Genomic DNA, 18,540 nt, shown 5'->3' on the forward strand with positions numbered 1-18,540 from the left:
CGGACTGGACGAAAAACTGGGTACGTTGTACTCTCATTTGGGTACAACGTACCCAGTTATATGAGGGAGGACTCGGGTGACCGAATACGCGGTGCGGGCCGAAGGGTTGCGCAAGAAATACGGCGACAAGTACGCCCTCGACGGGTTCGACCTCACGGTGCGCCGGGGCACCGTCCACGGCCTGCTCGGACCCAACGGCGCGGGCAAGACCACGGCGGTGCGGATCCTGAGCACCCTGCTGACCCTCGACGGCGGGCACGCGACGGTGGCGGGGCTCGACGTCGCGACCCAGGCCCGCGAGGTCCGCTCCCGCATCGGCCTCACGGGTCAGTACGCGGCGGTCGATGAGGTGCTGACCGGGCGGCAGAACCTCGAGATGTTCGGCAGGCTCTTCCATCTCGGCGGCCGGCGCGCCCGTGCCCGCGCCGCCGAACTGCTCGAGCGCTTCGACCTGACCGACGCCGCGAACCGCGGGGTCGGCAAGTACAGCGGCGGCATGCGGCGCAGGCTCGACCTGGCGGCCTCGATGATCCTGTCGCCGGACATCCTGTTCCTCGACGAGCCGACCACCGGCCTGGACCCGCGCAGCCGCGGCGAGGTGTGGGAGTCGGTGCGGCAGTTGGTCGCCGACGGCACCACGGTTCTGCTCACGACGCAGTACCTGGAGGAGGCCGACCGGCTCGCCTCCCGGATCACGGTGATCGACCAGGGCCGCGCCATCGCCGACGACACCCCCGACGGGCTCAAGACCACCGTGGGCGGCGACATGATCGAGGTCGTCGCGACGGTGCCCGGCGATCTGCGCCTTGTCGCGAAGATCGTCTCCCGGGTGTGCACGGGCGAGCCGGAGATCGTGGAGGCCGAACGCCGCGTCTACGCGCCGGTGGCCGATCGCGTCGCCGCGCTCACCGACGTGGCCCGCACCCTCCAGGACGAAGGCCTCGAAGTGGAGGACCTGGGCCTGCGCAGGCCGAGCCTGGACGACGTCTTCCTGCATCTGACCGGACACCGCACGCTCGCCGAGGAGGCCGCCTGATGACCACCGTGAATCTCGCCCCGCAGCAGCGCTCGCGCGCCTACTGGGTGCTGGCCGACTGCTGAACGTGGTGCGCCGCGGGCTCACCCACTACCAGCGCCAGCCGGTGAACATCCTGTGGCAGCTCGGGTTCCCGATCGTGTCGGTGCTGCTCTACGGCTACGTCTTCGGCAGCGCGATGAGTGTGCCGGGCGGCGGCGACTACCGCGACTTCCTGATGCCCGGCATGTTCGTGATGACCATGGCGTTCGGCTTCATGAACACCGCCACGCTGGTGGTCTACGACTCCACCAAGGGCGTGATCGACCGGTTCCGCTCCATGCCGATGTCGCCCTCGGCGGTGGTGTCGGGGCGCGCGGTGACCGATCTGCTGCTGGCCTGCGCGGAACTGGGCATCCTGATGATCACGGCGCTGGTGATCGGCTGGCGGCCCGAAGGCGGCGTCGTCGCCATCGCGACCGCGTTCGTGCTGCTGCTGTGGCTGCGGTTCGCGCTGATCTGGGTGGGCGTGTGGCTCGGGCTGATGGTGCCGAACCCCGAAGCGGCGGGCAGCCTCTACGCCGTGGCGTTCCCGTTGACGATGATCTCGAGCGTCTTCGTGGCGCCGCAGCTGATGCCGACGTGGCTCGGACACGTGGCGGCGTGGAACCCGATCTCGTCCACGGCGACCGCCACCCGCGAGCTGTTCGAGACACCGGCGGGCAGTGGCGAGTCCTGGATCGAGCAGAACGCCGCGCTGATGTCGGTGGTGTGGCCGCTGCTCATCACGGCGATCTTCGTGCCGCTCGCGGTGCGCAGGTTCCAGCGCTTGTCGCGGTGAGGATGTGGGCCGGACTCTTCGGGGTCCGGCCCATCGCCGTCTCCCGAATCAGTCGTCGTGCGGGGTGAATGCGCCTGGCGGGCGCCCTCGAACGGCGGCGACCCCGGCCCACTATGCTGCGCACGTGACGGAAGCCCGTGTGGAAACGCTGATCGACACCGTGGCCTGGGTGCACATCGTGCAAGGCCGCATCCTGTGCGGGCGGCCGGCGGGCAAGGACGTCTTCTTCATCCCCGGCGGCAAACGCGAAGGCGACGAGACGGATCTGCAAACGCTGGTGCGCGAGATCGAGGAAGAGCTCACCGTGCGGTTGCGGCCGGAGACGGTGCGCCACGTCGGCACCTACGAGGCGCCGGCGCAGGTGCCGCCGAACGGCGTCACGGTCCGGATGAGCTGCTACACCGCCGAATACGAGGGCACGCTCACCCCGAGCAGCGAGATCGCCGAAACCGCCTGGTTCACCGCGGCGGATCGTGCCCTGGTGCCCCCGGTCGACCAGCTGCTGTTCGACGAACTGGTCGGCCGGGAACTGCTGAGCTGAATGGGTGGGGCTCAGCAGTACGGATAGCTCGATCCGAGGAACCGGCCCGTGAGCAAGCAGACCAGGGCCTCGAGGGCTTCGCGGGGGTAGGTCGCGGACGCGCTGGACGAGCCGGAGTCGGTCGGTGCCGCCGACGCGGGTGCGGCGACACCGCCGAACAGGGCGGCGGTGACCGCGCAGACGGCGACGATTCGACTGATTCCCGGGGATGATTTCACGGTGTTCTCCTTCTTTCCGCGATGAGTATCGGACGCGAAGGAGCGGGAATCGCAGCCCCCAATCATTGGGCCAAGAGCGTTGGGAGACGTTGGGGCGCAACGCCTTTGGAAGTTTCCACGCGAGGATCGCACGGTGCGGCCTCGCCGCGCACGACTCAGCAGAGCGGGTACTTGGACCCGACGAGCTCGCCGCGGAAGAAGCACACGATGAGCTCCACGACCGAGCGCGCCGCGTCGGCGGACCCGGTACCCGGACCGGGGTCCGCCGCGGCCACGCCCGCGCCCGAACCGCACACCAGAGCGGCCGACACGGCGAACGCCGCTACGCCCTTGCTGAACCTGGACGACATCTTCATTTCGACACTCCTTCGACACGCGACACGCTGAGTATCGGCCGTGAGGGGGGAGCGAGGCAGACCCCAATCGCGCGGGCACCACCAACGGGGGGGAGCGGTGTGGTTCAGGTGGTGACCGGTTCGCGCCCCGCCAGTTCGATGAGATGCTGCACCAGCGTGAGCAGGACGTTCTTCGCCGAGTCGCGGTGGCGGGCGTCGCAGAGCATCACCGGGGTGTGCGGTTCGAGGTCGAGCGCCTCGCGCACTTCCTGTTCGGTGTAGCGGGGCGCGCCGTCGAAACAGTTGACGCCCACCATGAACGGCAGCCCGCGCCGTTCGAAGAAGTCCACCGCCGCGAACGAACTGCCCAGCCTGCGGGTGTCGGCCAGCACCACCGCGCCCAGCGCGCCGCGCGAGAGTTCGTCCCACAGGAACCAGAACCGGTCCTGTCCGGGCGTGCCGAACAGGTAGAGCACCAGATCGCGGTCGATGGTGATGCGGCCGAAATCCAAGGCGACCGTGGTGGTCTGCTTGGACTCCACACCGGACAGGTCGTCGACGCCGGAGCTGACCTCGGTGATGAGTTCCTCGGTGCGCAGCGGGGCTATCTCGCTGATCGCCGAGACCATCGTGGTCTTGCCGACGCCGAAACCACCGGCGATGAGGATCTTGACCGACGCGGCCAAGTGTTGGGGCCCCTGCGGGTCGAGCCGTGCGGGGTCAAAGTTTTCTGATGCCATCCAGTACCGCTCGCAATATGTTGAGATCGCCGGGGCCGGCCTCCGTGTGTGCCGGAGCCCGGAAGATCAAGTGTCCCTCGCCGATCAGGTCGCCGACGAGAATCTTTGTCACCGCAAGAGGAAGTTTCAAGTTCGCCGCGACTTCGGCCACCGATTGCGGCTCCCGGCACAGCGCTATGATGCGCCCGTACTCCGGCTCCGGCCTGCGCAGCGGGGGTGCGGGCACCGCGGCGGTGACCACCGTGGCGATGTCCAGATCATGGGCCGTGCCCATGGTGCGGCCGCGCGTGAGGGCGTAGGGCCGGATCAGCGGTCCGGCCGCCTCGTCGAACCACGGCTCCCCCCGGCGCGTCATGGCAAGCGCGCGGGGGTGGAGAGATAAGTACCGACACGCTGCACGGTGACGTTCATTTCGTAGGCCACCATGCCCAGGTTCGCCGAATCCGACGCCTGCAGAGCCAGACACGCGTTGTCGCCGGCGGCGGTGACGAACAGGACGGCGCGGTCGAGTTCGATCACGGCCTGGCGCACGCCGCCGCCGTCGAAGCGGCTGCCCGCGCTGCGCGCCAGACCGTAGAGCGTCGATGACATCGCGGCGAAATGCTCGGCGTCGTCACGGCTGAAGGCGGTCGAGCGGCCGAGCAGCAGCCCGTCGGTGGACAGCACCACCGCGTGCCGCACACCGGCCAGCCGATCCACCAGATCGTCCAGGAGCCAGTTGAGGTCGCCGGATTGGGGAGCGGTCACTGCACGCCTTCCTGTTCGTCGGTGGGCTGCGCGCGGCGGCCCTGCCGTGTTCCGTTCTCGATGGCCGACATCAGGTCCCTGGCCTGTTCGGCCGATCGTTCCCGCTCGCCGGTCGCGGATGCGGCCGACGCCGGATTCGCCAGCTCCGGAGCGAGATTGGCCTGCCGGTTGCGTCTGGGCAGCGCGGGCCTGCCGTCGGGAGTGGTCTCGGGCTCCTCGGCGAACACCGTCCGCTCCGGCGCGGGCGGCGCGACGGTGAGCAGTGCACCCGCCTCCGCCGCACCGGATTCCACAGACGGGGCCGGCTGACGGGGCCTGCGCACCGGCTCGGCCCGCGGCGGCGCGGCCGGTGCTTCGGCCGGGGCCAGCAGCGTGGTCGGGATGAGCACGATGGCGCGGATGCCGCCGTAGTCGGAGTCGGCCAGCCGCACGGTTACGCCGTGACGCTGACTGAGCTGGGCCACCACGAACAACCCCAGCCGTGAATCGGCCGAGAGTGTCGCGACGCCGAAGTCCGGTGGGTTGCGCAGCATCTCGTTCATCTTGGCCAGCTCCGGCTCGGGCATGCCCATGCCCTGGTCGCTGATCTCCACGACCACGCCGCGGCCCACGACGTTGCCGAAGACTTCCACCTTGGACTGCGGCGGCGAGAACGAGGTGGCGTTGTCGACCAGTTCGGAGAGCAGGTGCACGAGGTCGGCGACGACGGTGCCGAGCACGTGCGCGTCGGGCAGTTTCGTGACCCGGACCCTGGCGTAGTCGAGGGTTTCGGCGACCGCCGAGCGCACCAGGTCGATGAGCGGAATCGGTTGGCGCCATTGCCGTCCCGGCTGCCCGCCGCCGAGGATGATGAGGTTCTCGGCGTTGCGGCGCTCGCGGGTGGCGAGGTGGTCGAGCTTGAACAGCGTCTCCAACAGCACCGGGTCCTCCTGGCGGGACTCGGCCTCGTCCAGGATCTCGAGCTGGCGGTGCACCACCACCTGACTGCGGTGCGCGATATTGAGGAACACCGCCCTGACGCCCTCGCGCGTGCGGGCCTCGTCCACGGCGGCGGTGACGGCGGCCGCGTGCGCGTGCTCGAATGCCTTGGCCACCTCGCCGATCTCGTCGTCGCCGTAGTCCAGGCGCGGGGTCTCGGCGGCCGGGTCGACCGATTCGCCCTCGCGCAGCCTGCGCAGCATGTCGGGCAGGTTCTCGTCGGCCAGCGCGAGCGTTTCGCCCCGCAGCCGCTTCAGCCTGCGGATCACGCGGTTGGCCAGCACCAGGGCGATGAGGAAGGCCGCGATGCTCACCAGCAGCACGCCACCGCCGCCGTAGAGGGAGGTGAGGGCGGAGTCGTTGGCGCGCTCCTCGGCGGTGCGCTGGGTGCGCTGGTTCTGGCCGGTGTAGATGTCGAGCAGAGCACCGTTCACCTCCTCGGCGGCGCGCCGCCAGTCCTCGAGGGACAGCGGCAGCGGCGCGGGCGCGGAGGTGGTGCGGCGCGTACTGGATGTGCTTGCCGTGGTATCGGTTTCGGGGGTGAACAGGCGCTCGGTGAGGGCGGACTCCACCGCGCCCAGCTGCTGCCAGGCCGGCGTGGCCATCAACGCCTGGATCGCCTCGCGCTGTCCCGCGTCGGGCTCGGCCGCCATGATCGCGAGCTCGGTGCGGTAGAAGCCGGTTTGGGCCAGGAACTCCTGCACGGGCACCGGCGGTTCGTCCCCCGCGGTGACGGTCGCGAAGGCCAGCGTCTGGGCGCGCGACATGGCGTCCACGGCGTAGAACAGGCGCATGCCCTCGGTGAGCTGCTTGCCGATCTCGGCATCGGGCACCGAGTCGTGGGCGACCTGCGCGCCGACCGACACCACGTCGAGCAGACGGTTGTAGAAGCCGTAGGCGTCGGCCGGCGGGAGTGCGCGCGCGTCGGTGCCGCCCCGCACGCCGGCGAGATGCTGTCCGAGCGTGGCGAATCCGGCCAGATCGTCGCCGATGCGGGTGTCGTCCACGGCGCGGATGTCGTCGGAGATCTCGATGAGGCGCGCGAACGCGGCGTCCAACCGGGTCCGCGCCGCCGTGAGGGCGGGCACCACGCTGTCGTCACCGGCCAGATACACCATCGCGAGATGGCGTTCCTGTTGGACGGCCTCCACCAACTCCCTGGTGGACGGGATGGCGGCCTGCATCTGCACCGCCCAGTCCCGCTCGGTTCTGCCCTGATCGACCAGGTATCCCGCCGCGCCCACGCCGACCACGAGCAATGTCAGGCTCGGCACGAGCGCGATCGCCAGAATCCGGGTCCGGACCCCGAGCCTCGCTCTGAACATCGGCACAACGTAATCCACTGTGCGAGACAGCTGTCGAGAGTGTCCCGCTCAGCGGGACCGGATTTGACAGCGGGGAGCGAGAGTTGATCCGCATGACCGCCCGGACTGGTCGGTCGGCCGAATTTCTGTGCCCGGCAGGTCAATTCGCGTTTCGCTACCGAATGGGACAGCGCGACCCGCGCTACGTCGCGGAATGCCCCGCCGCGGGACATCTGAAACGACCGCTGTGCGCGTGAACGCCGAACCGAATGCGGGGGAGGGCAGCGGCGGCGTAGATTGTGTGTAATCCGTGGTTACCCACAAGTAGGAGGCAAGGATGCCCGCGCCCGAAGCCGGAGTCTTCGACCGCCTGAGCGCGCTCGCCGCGATCGAGGACCCCGCCGCCCGCCCGCGCAAGACGATCGCCGAGACGTTCACCGGCACACCCCTCGGCACGGTGCCCGTCGGCGACGCGCAGGACGTGGCCGCGGCGTTCACCAAGGCCAGGGCGGCGCAGGCGCGCTGGGCCGCGCGCCCCGCCGGCGAGCGCTGCGCGGTGTTCGACCGGTTCCGCACCCTGATCATCGATGAGCGCGAGGCGCTCATGGACGTCATCCAGGCCGAGACCGGCAAGGCGCGCTGGGCGGCCCAGGAAGAGATCATGGGCATGATGTTCGCGGCGCGCTACTTCGCGCGCGTCGCGTCGAAACTGCTCGAGCCGCACAGCGTGCCCGGCGCGTTCCCGGTGTTGAACCGCGCCTCGGTGCGCACCCAGCCCAAGGGCGTGGTCGGCGTGATCGCGCCGTGGAACTACCCGATGGTGCTGTCCATCGGCGACTCGATCCCCGCACTGCTCGCCGGCAATGCGGTAGTGGTCAAGCCCGACAGCCAGACCCCGTACTCCGCGTTGGCCGCCGCCGAACTGCTCTACCGGGCCGGCCTGCCCCGCGACCTGCTCGCGGTGGTGCCCGGACCGGGCGCCGTGGTCGGCACCGCGATCGTGGACGAGTGCGACTACATGATGTTCACCGGGTCCTCGGCCACCGGCCGCACGCTGGCCGAACAGTGCGGGCGCAGGCTCATCGGCTTCTCCGCCGAACTGGGTGGCAAGAATCCGATGATCGTCACGCGCGGCGCGAACCTGAACAAGGCGGCCAAGGCCGCGGTGCGCGCCTGTTTCTCCAACGCCGGGCAGCTGTGTATCTCGATCGAGCGCCTGTACGTGGAGAAGGCGGTGGCCGAGGAGTTCACCGCCAAGTTCGTCACCGCGGTGCAGACCGCGAAACTCGGTGCGGCCTACGACTACTCGGCCGATATCGGCAGCCTGATCTCGGAATCGCAGCTCGAGACCGTCACCAAGCACGTCGCCGACGCCACGTCCAAGGGTGCGACGGTGCTGGCCGGCGGCAAGGCGCGTCCCGATCTGGGCCCGCTGTTCTACGAGCCGACCGTGCTCGCCGACGTGACCGACGAGATGGAGTGCGGCCGCGAGGAGACCTTCGGCCCGCTGGTCTCGATCTACCCGGTCGACTCCGTCGAGGACGCCATCCGGCTCGCCAACGACACCGAGTACGGCCTGAACGCCAGCGTGTGGGCGCGCACCAAGTCCGAGGGCGAGGCGATCGCGCAGCGACTGCACGCCGGCACCGTGTGCGTCGACGAGGGCTACGCGCCCGCGTGGGGCACCACCGGCGCGCCGATGGGCGGCATGGGCATCTCCGGCGTCGGGCGCAGGCACGGCCCCGACGGCCTGCTGAAGTTCACCGAGCCGCAGACCGTGGTGGTCACCCGGTTCCTGAACCTCGACCCGCCCCCGCTCGTGCCGCACGAGAAGTGGCAGCGGTTCCTCATGACGGTCGCGCGCAGCCTGCGGTTCCTGCCGGGGCGCTGACCCGCGTCGAACGAATCGGCCCGGCCGGGGTTCCGGCCGGGCCGTTGTCGTCCGCCGGTGAATTCGGCCGAGCCGCGCTTCCTGCATCGCGCACGGGCCGGGGTTCATACTGGCTGGTATGCGGAGGCGGGATCGACCGGCCCGGGTCGCGGACGTGCACGCCATCGCGCGGGCGATGCCGCACGTCACGCAGGTGCCGGGGCCGAAGGGCAACGCGGTCTACCAGGTCGGCGGGAAATCGTTCGTGTTCTTCCGGAATCCGCGGCCCGACGCCGTCGATCCGGACACCGGGGAGCGGTACGAGGACGTGATCGTCGTCTGGGTGCCCTCGGAGTCGGACAAGCTGGCGCTGGTGCAGGATCCGGAGTCGCCGTTCTTCACCACTCCCCACTTCGACGGGCACCTGTCGGTGCTGGTGCGGGCCTCCCGCCTCGGGGAGATCTCGGTGGGGGAGCTGACCGAGATCATCCAGGACGCCTGGCTGGCGCGGGCCTCGCACAAGCGCGGCGCGGACTGGCTGGCGAGCCACCCGCCGCGCTGAGTTCTGTATTGCCGAGTCTCACTTGTTCATGAAGATGCCCGCCACGTCGGCGTTCTTGATGGGGGTGTCGGCGTTCATCTGGGTGGCGCACAGCAGGTCGGCGGAGATGATGGTCGCGTCCACGACCGTGCCCGCCGGTTCGCGGTCGTCGCCGGTCTGCTCCTTGACGAACTTGGTGATGGTGGTGCGCTTGGTGTCGGGGTCCTGGGTGACGTACTCGCTGCACGGGGTGTCGCCGCCCTTGTTCAGCGCGCGTTCGATGTCGGTGCAGCCCGCCAGTACCAGCGCGACGGCCGCCACGCCGAGGCCGGTCCGTGTCAGGGTGGCGTTCATGTACTTCCTCCTGGTCGCGTCGGACGGGTCGGCCGCCGAACACTGTCGAGGGTAGGACACGCCGGTGACGGCCGGGCTCCCGCGCTCGGCGTGTCGATCAGGCGGCGTGCACGCGCAGCGGGATGTTCAGCTCCGCCGGGGTCAGCGACCCGTGGTGGCCGGGCATGGAGGACAGCAAAGGTTCGGCGCCGCTGCGGATCACGCCGCGGGTGCCGCGTGCGGCCACCACCAGATCGCCGATCCGCTCGGCGACCGTCGGCGTGACGGTCGGGCCGAACCAGCCGAGGTCGATCGCCTCCGCGCGGGTCAGGACCGCGAAGTCGGCGCCGAGGGTCTCGCGCCACGCGGCGGCCACTTCGCCGGTGGCGCCGTCGCGGGTGAAGACGTGGCGGGCGCGGGGTTCGCCGGCGAGCAGATCCACGCCCTCGGACAGTGCCGGGACGGTGTCGAAATCGACGGTGCCGGTGAGCTGCACCATGCCGTGGTCGGCGGTGACCAGCAGGGCGGCGTCGGGCGGGAGGTGTTCGGCGATGCTCGCGGCGATCCCGTCGACGTGGGCGAGTTCGAGCCGCCACGCGGAGGACGAGGGTCCGCGCACGTGACCGGTGGTGTCCAGGTCGGCGTGGTAGGCGTAGACGAGGGAGCGCTCGCCCGCGCCGAGGGCGGTGGTGACGCCGTCGACCAGATCGCCCACCGAGAACCCGGGGCGGAAATCGCAGCCGCGCAACACCGCTCGGGTCAGTCCCGACCCGGCCTGGAGCATCGGCGCCACCTGCGCGGTGGACACCCCGGCGCGGGCGGCGCGCTCGAAGGCGGTGGGCAACGGCTGGAACTGTTCCGGCACCAGTTCGGTGCGCAGATCGCGTTTGGCGGCGTCGCCGTGCAGCTGCCACGCCAGGGAATTGACCGGGTGGTCGTAGCCGGGCACGCGCATGAGATAGCCGACGATGCCGTGCTCGCCCGAGGGCACACCCACGCCCAGCGACGCGATCGACGTGGCCGTGGTACTGGGGAACCCCGCGGTGAGCGGATGGTCGGGCAGGCTCGAAAGGAACGGCGCGACATCGGCGTTCACGGCGAGCGCCTCCGCGCCCAGACCGTCGATCAGCAGCACGCACACCCGGCGCGCGGACAGGCCGAGGCCGAGCCGGTCGATCTCGTCGGGCACCCCCAGACCGGCCAGGACGGACGGGAGCAGATCGGCCAGGGAACCGGAGCCGTACCGGGGCGCGTCGAACACCGGGTCAGGATGTCAAGATCAACGGTCGCGCGGCAAGGGCTTTCACGCCTGTCCGGTCTCGAATCGGCGCACCTTGCCGTCGCGCAGCTCGAACCGCCACGCCGTGCGCATCGAACCCCACCGGGAATTGGCGTAGTCGGCGACGAATGCGGTGCCGCCGTCGGTCACCGACTCGATGGTCATCCGGCCGTCGCTGTCGAAGATCTCCGAGTCGGTCCACTGCGCTAGGTCGCGCTCCACACCGTCGTCGGACATGGTGGCATCGTCGGTGAGGACGGCGCGGAACCGAGCGCGGTCGCCGGCGTTCACCGCGTCGACGAACTCCCGCACCGTGGGATCGAGCTGCTGATCGGACATCTGAGCCTCCCTCTCGCGTGGTCGAACAGGACATGCGGCCGTGCCGTGTGAAGCGACACCCACTGTAGGACAGCGCTCCGTGCTCACCGGGCGATGAGGGAGGCGAGTGTCGCCAGGGTGCCTGCGACGAGGTCGGGGGTGTCGATGCCGTATTGGGCGCTGCGCTTGTCGAGGTGGCCGTCGAGCCAGAGCGAGGCCAGGCCGTGGCCGATGCTCCACCAGGTGATGCCGAGCAGATCGGCCTTGTCGGCGGGCAGCTGGCCCGCGGCGACGCAGTCGGCGATGGCGTCGGTGAGGATCGCGAAGGCGGCGTCGCCGGCCGCCATGGTGTCGGGGTGCTTCTCGGGCTGGGAGAGCTCGGGCCGGAACATCAGGCGGAACTGGGCCTGGTGTTCCCGCGAGAAGCGGACGTAGGCGGCCGCGAGCGCTTGCAGCGTCTCGATGGGGGAGCCGGTGGACGCGTCGCGGGCGGCGCCCAGTTCGGCGGCGAGTAACTGGTACCCCTGCGTGGACAGCGCCGCGAGCAGCGCCGAGCGGTCGGCGAAATGGTGGTAGGGCGCCGCGGTGCTCACGCCCGCCTCCCTGGCCACCCGGCGCAGGCTGACCGCCGCGATGCCCTCGGTCTCGATCAGGCGCAGGCACGCCTCCATCAGCGCGTCCCGCAGGGCGCCGTGGTGGTATCTGGTCCGCTTCACCCTCCGAGCGTATGCGACGCCACTGGACAAGCTATCTATGCGGTGCTTAGATGATCTGAGCGGCGCTCAGATAGGCGCCGGTCATTCCCCATCGAAACGGGTGAGCACATGAGCACACGGGTACTCGTCACCGGCGCAACGGGATTCGTCGCCGGACACGTCATCGCCGAACTTCTCGACCACGACTACGCGGTCCGCGCGACGGTGCGCGATCTGTCCGCGACGGCCAAACGCGCCCACCTGGAAGGCCGGGGCGTCGAATTCGTCGCCGCCGATCTGGGCTCCGACGCGGGGTGGGCCGCCGCGGTCGACGGGTGCGCGTTCGTCGTGCACGTCGCCTCGCCGTTCCCGTCCACGCCGCCGCGCGAGGACCGCGAACTGGTCGAACCCGCCGTCCAGGGCACGCTGCGAGTGCTCCGCGCTGCCGCCGACGCGGGGGTGCGGCGGGTGGTCCTGACCTCCTCGATCGCCGCCGTCGCCCACGGGCACGACCGCGATGAAGTGCGCACGGAGGCGCATTGGTCTGTGGTGGACAAGGTTCCGGCCTATCAGAAGAGCAAGACCCTCGCCGAACGGGCCGCCTGGGACTTCGCGCACTCGCTGCCCGCCGACCGGAGCCTGGAGTTGGTCGCGGTGAACCCGGGCATGATCCTCGGTCCGGTGCTGTCGGCGGAGACCAGCACGTCGCACGAACCGATCCTGCGGTTGCTCAATCGCGCGGTGCCCGGTTCGGTCAACACCGGCTGGGCCCCGGTGGACGTGCGCGATCTCGCGGTGGCGCACCGGCTGGCGATGGAATCGCCGGTGGCGCCGGGCAACCGCTACATCCTCGCGGGCGAACCGCTGTGGATGGCGGAGATCGCCCGCATCCTGGCCGAGGAGTACAACCCGCGCGGATTCCGGGTGCCCACCAGGGTGCTGCCGGACTGGCTGATCCGGGGACTCGCGGTGTTCGACAAGGGAGTTCGGCTGGTCGTGCCCACGCTGGGCCGGGTGGAGACGGTGAGCGCGGGGAAGGCGCAGCGGGAACTCGGGTGGAGCATGCGGTCGGTGCGCGACTCCGTGGTGGACACGGCGGAGAGCTTGATCAACGTCGGTGTGGTGAAGGCGCCCCGTGGGGCATCCGCCGCACCGAAACCCGTGCGGGCGTGAGGAGTTCGCCGTGTTGATCGCGACCCTGGTGGTGACGATCGTCGCCTTCCTGCGCCGACGGTTCCGAGGCCGGAACCGCCCGGCCGACGGCGCGCCGCGCGAGCGTGTGCCGGTTCGGGAGCTGATCACGCGGACGCTGCGCCGTCCGGTGCCCGCCGCGGGCGCGGTGCTGGCGTTGCTGGTGGCGGCGGGGTTGTTCACCCAGTGCTGAATCGCGTGCGGCCCTCGGTAGGCCGCCAACGCATGTGGCGCGACGGTCCGGATAGGCCACCGAGCGGGTGCGGCTCAACACATTCGTGCTCAACGCGCCGTTCTACAACCCGGCGCTGCTGGCGCGCGACGTGGCGTCGGTGGACCAGCTCACCGGCGGGCGGCTGGAACTGGGCTTGGGCGCGGGCTACGTGGAGGCCGAATTCGAGGCCGCCGCGATCCCGTTCGAGAGCGGCGGCAAGCGGGTCGGGCGGCTCGAGGAGGCGGTGGCCACCCTGCGCCGCCTGTTCGCCGACCCCGAGTACCAGCCACGCCCGGCGGCGCAGGCGGGCCCGCCCGTGCTGCTGGCGGGCCTGGGGTGACCGGCTGCTGAAGCTCGCGGCCGAGCGGGCCGACATCGTCGCGTTCGCCGGTGGCGGGTCGCGCAAGGGCGGCCCGGTGGTGCTGGCGGGACCCGACGTGCTGGCCGAACGCGTCGCCTACGTCGACGGCTTGCTCGGCGCCCGCGCGGGCGAGGTCGAGCTCAACCTGCTCATCCAGCGGGTGATCGATCCGTCGGAATGGCCCGCGCTCGCCGAGGCGTTCCGCCCCTCCCTGCCGCCGGAACTGGTCGACACCCCCGAAGAGATCCCCACCCTGCTCATCGGTTCCCCGGATGAGGCCGCCGACCGCCTCCGCGACCTGCGCGACCGCTTCGGCATCACCTACATCACCGTGCTCGAGGACAGCATCGATGCCTTCGGCCCGATCCTCGATCGCCTCCGCTGAACGGCCGCGCCACGGCACTGCTCGTACTCGAAGAGCCTGTGCCGCAAGCTGTTTCGAGTCTGTCGCGGTGGCCCCGGAACAGCTTGCGGCGCGCCGTCCGGGGCGTTCCACGCGTCGGCGCCGGGAGTTTTCCATGCACCTGTCGTAATGTGATTTGCATCACTACGCAGTGGGTGCTCGGGGGTCCCGTGGTGGCATGGTGGTCGGCATGTCTGCCCTCGCATCCCCCGCCACCGACGTCATCCGAATACTCGGGGCCGGTGAGCACAATCTCCGCGACGTGTCGCTGGAGATCCCCAAGAACAGGATCACCGTGTTCACCGGCGTGTCCGGGTCCGGGAAGTCCTCGATCGTGTTCGACACCATCGCGGTCGAGTCGCAGCGCCAGCTGTACGCGACGTTTCCCGCCTTCATCCTCAACTTCCTCCCGCGCTACGAGCGGCCGCACGCGGAGGCCATCGAGAACCTGACCGCGCCGGTGATCATCGATCAGCAGCCGGTCGGCGGCGGGCCGCGTTCCACGGTGGGCACCATGACCGACATCTACTCGATGGTGCGGGCCATGTTCGCGCGGTTCGGCAGCCCGTCGGCCGGTGCGGTGTACCACTATTCGTTCAACGTGCCGCAGGGCATGTGCCCGGACTGCGACGGGCTGGGCGTGAGCGTGCGCGCCGACCCGGACCGGCTCGTCGACCGCACGAAGTCGCTCAACGAGGGCGCCATCCTGCTGCCGGGCTACGCGGTGGGCAGCGGGGAATGGCAGATGTACGGCGCCTCGGGACGCTTCGATCCGGACAAGAAACTCGCCGACTACACCGAGGCGGAGTGGGCGGAATTCCTCCACGGCTCCGGCGGCAAGGTCGAACTCGTCTTCCCAACGGGCAGTTGGAAGGCGAATTACGAAGGGCTGGCGGCGAAATTCACCCGCACCAAGCTCCAGCGCGACACCTCGGGGTTGACCGAGAAGACCCGTCAGCAGATCCAGCGGTTCCTCACCGAGGGCGTGTGCGGGAGCTGCGGCGGCGCGCGGCTGAACGCGGCGGCGCTGGCCACCGAGATCGACGGACGCACCATCGCGGACTGGTCGAGCCTGCAGATCACCGATCTGCTCGAGGTGCTCGACGAGGTCACCGACCCGGCCGCGCTCGGCCTGGCCGACGCCATCCGCACCGCGCTGCGGCGGGTCGCCGACATCGGCCTGGGCTACCTCAGCCTGGACCGCGCCACGTCCACGCTGTCGGGCGGTGAGGGCCAGCGGTTGAAGATGGTCAAGCACCTGTCCAGCACGCTGATCGGGATGACCTACATCTTCGACGAACCCAGCGTCGGCCTGCACCCGCGCGATGTGGGCAGGCTGAACGATCTGCTGAAAGCCTTGCGCGACAAGGGCAACACGGTGCTGGTGGTGGAACACGATCCGGACGTCATCCAGATCGCCGACCACATCGTCGACGTCGGCCCGCGCGCCGGTGTGCACGGCGGGCAGGTCGTGTTCCAGGGCACGTTCGCCGACCTCCGCGCGGCCGACACCCCGACGGGTGCGGGCCTGCGGCGAAAGTTCGCCGTCAAGAACAGCTTTCGCGCCGCAACCGGCGAGCTGCGCATCGAGAACGCGTCGGTGCACAACCTGAAGGACGTGTCGGTCGGCATCCCGACCGGCGTGCTCACCTCCATCACGGGTGTGGCGGGATCGGGCAAGAGCAGCCTGATCCGGGACGTGTTCGTGCGCGAGCATCCCGAGGCGATCTTCGTGGACCAGTCGCCGATCGGCGCGTCGTCGCGCTCGACGCCCGCCACCTACCTGGGCCTGATGGACCCGATCCGCAAACTCTTCGCCAAGGCGTCGGGCACCTCACCGGGACTGTTCAGCTTCAATTCCGACGGCGCGTGCGCGATGTGCGGGGGCCGCGGCGTGCTCATCACCGAGATCGCCTACATGGATCCGGTCACCACGCACTGCGATTCCTGCGACGGGCGGCGGTTCTCCGACGAGGTGCTGGCCCACACGCTGCGCGGGAAGTCGATCGCCGACGTGCTCGAGCTCTCGGCGGAGGAGGCGCTGGCGTTCTTCCCGGAGAAGGGGCTCAGCGCCAAGCTGCGCACCATGAACGAGGTCGGGCTCGAATACCTGAGCCTGGGCCAGGCGATGAGCACGCTCTCGGGTGGTGAGCGTCAGCGGATCAAGCTCGCGACGCAGCTGCAGAACACGGGCTCGGTGTACGTCCTGGACGAGCCGACCACGGGGCTGCACATGTCGGATGTGGACACGCTGCTCGCACTGATGGACGGGCTCGTGGACCGGGGCAACACGGTCGTGGTGATCGAACACAACCTGGACGTGGTCGCGCACTCCGACTGGGTGATCGATCTCGGTCCGGACGGCGGCAAGAACGGCGGCGAGATCGTCTTCACCGGCACCCCCGCGGAGTTGCTCGAGCATCCGTCGTCGCTGACGGGGGAATACCTGCGCAAGTACAAGGCGGCCTAGATCCCGAGGAAAGCGGTTGTGCCCGCGCCCCTTTCGAGGCGCGGGCACAATCTTCCCGTGGGTCAGGTGGTTTCGCTACGGACGGGGATGTCGCGCACCAGACTCCAGGCCAGCGCCGTGGCCGCGCAGACCGCGACCGCGCAGGTCGCCAGGATGACCGGTGTGGCCCAGTCCTCGGCGATGAGATCGGCGAGCCCGCTCGGCGGGACGCTCGCCGCGCCCGCGATCGAGGCCGGGGTGATCAGCGCCAGGCCGGCCACGATCGCGACGAGGCCGCCGAGCCCGCCCCACGCCTTGCGGTAGAAGGCGGCGCCGATGGCCGCGCCGACCGCGAAGAACAGGGCGAAGCTCAGCAGGAAGCCGAGGAAGATCCAGCCGTACTGGTCGGCGGAGGTGAACAGGCCGGTGGCGTCGTCGCCGAGCTTCTGCGGCCAGTCCAGCACGCTGTACACGCCGCGCTCGATCAGGAAGCCGGCCACGATCAGCGCCGCGCCGGTGAGCGCCAGGGCCACCGCGTACACGAACGCCTGCGTGATCACGGTGCGCCTGGTGACGCCGTGCGTCACGTACAGCGGGACGTTCACCGTGGTGAGGTAGATGCCCATCGCGAGCATGTACCACGGGGCGATGTACACGGCCGCGCCCCACCCGCTGATCTCGATATCGCGGAACAGGCTCACCACGAACGTCACCGCGAGCATGAACACCAGCAGGCCCGCCCAGAGCCAGACGATTCCCGCACTGCGCCAGAGGTGCCGCAACACCGGGTACCTGGTCATCGAAGGGCCCCTTCCGAGGTCGTGAGATGGACGAAGAGTTCTTGCAGGGCAACGGGTTCCACCATGAGTCCCGCGCGCTGCGCCGCCTGCCGGTCGGCCTCGTGGGCGAGCACGGTGACCCGCGCGGTCGGCCCGAGGCGCTGGCTGTGCAGCACGATCAGCCCGTCGGTGGCGGCGTCGACGCGCTCGGCCGGGCCGGTGATGGTCGCGCCGCGCCCGCGCAGCACTTCGGCCTGCTCGTGCAGCAGGACCCGGCCCTCGTGCAGGATGACGACGTCCTCGAGCAGTGGCGCGAGTTCGTCGATCAGGTGCGACGCCAGCACGACCAGGCGCGGATGTTCGGCGTAGTCGCGCAGGACCTCGTCGTAGAAGAGCCTGCGGGCGGGCGCGTCCATACCGGCCGTGCACTCGTCGAAGATGGTGACCGGTGCGCGGGAGGCGAGTCCGAGGATCGCGCCCACCTGGGAGCGCTGGCCCTTGGACAGCGAGCCGATGTGCTTGCGGCGGAACTCTTTCAGGCCGAACTTCGCCAGCAGCTCGTCGGCGTAGGCGGCCGACCAGTGCGGGCGGAACAGGGCGGCCACGTCGAAGGCGTCCGCGATGCGGTCTTCGGGCCAGTTGTTCGTCACCGAATCGCCGCCGCCCCGGATCAGGCATACGCGCTCGGTGACGGCTTGGTTCTCGTAGATCGGCGCGCCGTCGACGCGCACCTCGCCCGCGTCGGGCTTGCGGAACGCGGCGGCCACCGACAGCAGGCTCGACTTGCCCGCGCCGTTGCGGCCGAGCACACCGTGGATTCCGGGACCCCGCAGCGTGAAAGTGACGTCGTTCAGGGCGTTTTCGTCGTTGTCCGGGTAGCGCAGGGTCACCCCGTCGACTTCGAGCGTGCTCACCGTTCTCCTCCCTCGTCGCCCCGGATGTGGGCGATGACCTGGTCCACGGGTATGCCGAGCGCGGCCGCCTCGGTGATCATCGGGTCCACGACCTCCGCGAAGAACCGCGCCCGCCGCTGCTCGGCCAGCTGCTCGCGCGCGCCGGACGCGACGAACATGCCGACCCCGCGGCGCTTGTAGATGACCCCCTCGGTGACCAGCTCCTGGAAAGCCTTCGCCGCGGTGGCCGGGTTGATCCGGAACATCTCGGCGTACTGGTTGGTGGACATGATCTGGCCGCCCTCCTGCAGCGTCCCGTGGAGTACGTCGGTGCGTATCTGGTCGGCGATCTGCTGATAGATCGGACTCCGGTTGTCGAACACGGCACTCCAAAGGATTCTCATCGCGGCTCGCGCCACTTCAGTGGTTCATTACTGATGTAATGAACCATAGGGGTGGGGAACCGGTGGCGTCAAGCGACGGAAGGCGGGTGTG

The 18,540-nt window shown here is 69.8% G+C and carries 23 protein-coding genes; 10 read left to right on the forward strand and 13 right to left on the reverse strand.

Annotation, left to right across the window (positions count from 1 at the left end):
* Positions 1 to 76: 76 nt before the first annotated feature.
* The 3 genes from OHB21_RS29060 (at position 77) to OHB21_RS29070 (ending at position 2,397) form a co-directional block, all read left to right on the forward strand.
* The gene (locus tag OHB21_RS29060; protein ID WP_067501590.1) at positions 77 to 1,036 is read left to right on the forward strand and encodes an ATP-binding cassette domain-containing protein; all 960 of its coding nucleotides are present in this window, start codon (positions 77 to 79) and stop codon (positions 1,034 to 1,036) included.
* 67 nt (positions 1,037 to 1,103) lie between these two features.
* Positions 1,104 to 1,856, forward strand: coding sequence for an ABC transporter permease (locus OHB21_RS29065; protein ID WP_324191958.1), 753 nt, complete (start codon positions 1,104 to 1,106; stop codon positions 1,854 to 1,856).
* A 124-nt stretch (positions 1,857 to 1,980) separates the two neighbouring features.
* Positions 1,981 to 2,397 carry an NUDIX hydrolase gene (locus tag OHB21_RS29070; protein ID WP_067501585.1) on the forward strand — a complete coding sequence of 139 codons (417 nt, stop codon included), beginning with the start codon at positions 1,981 to 1,983 and terminating at the stop codon, positions 2,395 to 2,397.
* An 11-nt stretch (positions 2,398 to 2,408) separates the two neighbouring features.
* On the opposite strand, the gene OHB21_RS29075 is transcribed toward OHB21_RS29070, so the two are convergent.
* The 6 genes from OHB21_RS29075 to OHB21_RS29100 form a co-directional block, all read right to left on the reverse strand.
* Complete coding sequence (locus OHB21_RS29075; RefSeq protein WP_147265757.1) at positions 2,409 to 2,615, reverse strand: hypothetical protein; 207 nt, start codon at positions 2,613 to 2,615, stop codon at positions 2,409 to 2,411.
* Positions 2,616 to 2,770: 155 nt separating this feature from the next.
* Positions 2,771 to 2,971, reverse strand: a complete 201-nt coding sequence (locus tag OHB21_RS29080) for a hypothetical protein (RefSeq protein ID WP_067501580.1) — start codon at positions 2,969 to 2,971, stop codon at positions 2,771 to 2,773.
* A 104-nt stretch (positions 2,972 to 3,075) separates the two neighbouring features.
* Positions 3,076 to 3,690: a GTP-binding protein gene (locus OHB21_RS29085; protein WP_067501577.1), complete on the reverse strand. Its 615-nt coding sequence runs from the start codon at positions 3,688 to 3,690 to the stop codon at positions 3,076 to 3,078.
* Entirely contained in the window at positions 3,671 to 4,045 is a 375-nt protein-coding gene (locus OHB21_RS29090) for a DUF742 domain-containing protein (RefSeq protein WP_067501574.1), read from the reverse strand. Before OHB21_RS29090 ends, OHB21_RS29085 begins: the two co-directional genes overlap by 20 nt.
* Complete coding sequence (locus OHB21_RS29095) at positions 4,042 to 4,437, reverse strand: roadblock/LC7 domain-containing protein (RefSeq protein WP_067501571.1); 396 nt, start codon at positions 4,435 to 4,437, stop codon at positions 4,042 to 4,044. Before OHB21_RS29095 ends, OHB21_RS29090 begins: the two co-directional genes overlap by 4 nt.
* Complete coding sequence (locus tag OHB21_RS29100; protein ID WP_195124234.1) at positions 4,434 to 6,740, reverse strand: sensor histidine kinase; 2,307 nt, start codon at positions 6,738 to 6,740, stop codon at positions 4,434 to 4,436. The genes OHB21_RS29095 and OHB21_RS29100 overlap by 4 nt, the downstream gene beginning before the upstream one ends.
* 316 nt (positions 6,741 to 7,056) lie before the next feature.
* Here OHB21_RS29100 and OHB21_RS29105 point away from each other — a divergent pair, with 316 nt between their 5' ends.
* On the forward strand, positions 7,057 to 8,610 hold the full coding sequence (locus tag OHB21_RS29105) for a succinic semialdehyde dehydrogenase (RefSeq protein ID WP_067501566.1): 1,554 nt from the start codon (positions 7,057 to 7,059) through the stop codon (positions 8,608 to 8,610).
* Positions 8,611 to 8,728: 118 nt separating this feature from the next.
* The gene (locus OHB21_RS29110; RefSeq protein WP_067501563.1) at positions 8,729 to 9,151 is read left to right on the forward strand and encodes an MmcQ/YjbR family DNA-binding protein; all 423 of its coding nucleotides are present in this window, start codon (positions 8,729 to 8,731) and stop codon (positions 9,149 to 9,151) included.
* Between the two features lie 18 nt (positions 9,152 to 9,169).
* On the opposite strand, the gene OHB21_RS29115 is transcribed toward OHB21_RS29110, so the two are convergent.
* The 4 genes from OHB21_RS29115 to OHB21_RS29130 all read right to left on the reverse strand — a co-directional run bounded on the left by OHB21_RS29115 (position 9,170) and on the right by OHB21_RS29130 (position 11,776).
* Positions 9,170 to 9,484: a hypothetical protein gene (locus tag OHB21_RS29115; protein WP_067501560.1), complete on the reverse strand. Its 315-nt coding sequence runs from the start codon at positions 9,482 to 9,484 to the stop codon at positions 9,170 to 9,172.
* A 97-nt stretch (positions 9,485 to 9,581) separates the two neighbouring features.
* Positions 9,582 to 10,724, reverse strand: a complete 1,143-nt coding sequence (locus OHB21_RS29120) for an alkaline phosphatase family protein (protein WP_195124235.1) — start codon at positions 10,722 to 10,724, stop codon at positions 9,582 to 9,584.
* A 42-nt stretch (positions 10,725 to 10,766) separates the two neighbouring features.
* Complete coding sequence (locus OHB21_RS29125) at positions 10,767 to 11,081, reverse strand: nuclear transport factor 2 family protein (protein ID WP_067501554.1); 315 nt, start codon at positions 11,079 to 11,081, stop codon at positions 10,767 to 10,769.
* 83 nt (positions 11,082 to 11,164) lie between these two features.
* A complete protein-coding gene (locus tag OHB21_RS29130) occupies positions 11,165 to 11,776 on the reverse strand; it encodes a TetR/AcrR family transcriptional regulator (RefSeq protein WP_067501551.1) in 612 nt (203 codons plus the stop codon).
* A 108-nt stretch (positions 11,777 to 11,884) separates the two neighbouring features.
* Here OHB21_RS29130 and OHB21_RS29135 point away from each other — a divergent pair, with 108 nt between their 5' ends.
* The 5 genes from OHB21_RS29135 (at position 11,885) to OHB21_RS29155 (ending at position 16,394) form a co-directional block, all read left to right on the forward strand.
* Positions 11,885 to 12,928: an NAD-dependent epimerase/dehydratase family protein gene (locus OHB21_RS29135; protein WP_067501548.1), complete on the forward strand. Its 1,044-nt coding sequence runs from the start codon at positions 11,885 to 11,887 to the stop codon at positions 12,926 to 12,928.
* Between the two features lie 10 nt (positions 12,929 to 12,938).
* On the forward strand, positions 12,939 to 13,139 hold the full coding sequence (locus OHB21_RS29140) for a hypothetical protein (RefSeq protein ID WP_067501545.1): 201 nt from the start codon (positions 12,939 to 12,941) through the stop codon (positions 13,137 to 13,139).
* 67 nt (positions 13,140 to 13,206) lie between these two features.
* On the forward strand, positions 13,207 to 13,500 hold the full coding sequence (locus OHB21_RS29145) for an LLM class flavin-dependent oxidoreductase (protein WP_067501543.1): 294 nt from the start codon (positions 13,207 to 13,209) through the stop codon (positions 13,498 to 13,500).
* 76 nt (positions 13,501 to 13,576) lie between these two features.
* A complete protein-coding gene (locus OHB21_RS29150) occupies positions 13,577 to 13,906 on the forward strand; it encodes an LLM class oxidoreductase (RefSeq protein WP_228788445.1) in 330 nt (109 codons plus the stop codon).
* 208 nt (positions 13,907 to 14,114) lie between these two features.
* Positions 14,115 to 16,394, forward strand: coding sequence for an ATP-binding cassette domain-containing protein (locus tag OHB21_RS29155; RefSeq protein WP_067502111.1), 2,280 nt, complete (start codon positions 14,115 to 14,117; stop codon positions 16,392 to 16,394).
* Between the two features lie 62 nt (positions 16,395 to 16,456).
* Here OHB21_RS29155 and OHB21_RS29160 read toward each other — a convergent pair whose 3' ends face one another.
* Genes OHB21_RS29160 through OHB21_RS29170 form a run of 3 tightly spaced genes read right to left on the reverse strand, consistent with a single transcriptional unit; the run spans position 16,457 to position 18,428 of the window.
* The gene (locus OHB21_RS29160; RefSeq protein ID WP_195124236.1) at positions 16,457 to 17,173 is read right to left on the reverse strand and encodes a hypothetical protein; all 717 of its coding nucleotides are present in this window, start codon (positions 17,171 to 17,173) and stop codon (positions 16,457 to 16,459) included.
* Positions 17,170 to 18,066, reverse strand: coding sequence for an ATP-binding cassette domain-containing protein (locus OHB21_RS29165; RefSeq protein ID WP_195124237.1), 897 nt, complete (start codon positions 18,064 to 18,066; stop codon positions 17,170 to 17,172). The genes OHB21_RS29160 and OHB21_RS29165 overlap by 4 nt, the downstream gene beginning before the upstream one ends.
* Positions 18,063 to 18,428: a GntR family transcriptional regulator gene (locus OHB21_RS29170; protein WP_067501531.1), complete on the reverse strand. Its 366-nt coding sequence runs from the start codon at positions 18,426 to 18,428 to the stop codon at positions 18,063 to 18,065. The genes OHB21_RS29165 and OHB21_RS29170 overlap by 4 nt, the downstream gene beginning before the upstream one ends.
* Positions 18,429 to 18,540 lie beyond the last annotated feature (112 nt).

The sequence above is a fragment of the Nocardia puris genome (genome assembly GCF_036051655.1).
Classification (GTDB): Bacteria; Actinomycetota; Actinomycetes; order Mycobacteriales; family Mycobacteriaceae; genus Nocardia; species Nocardia puris.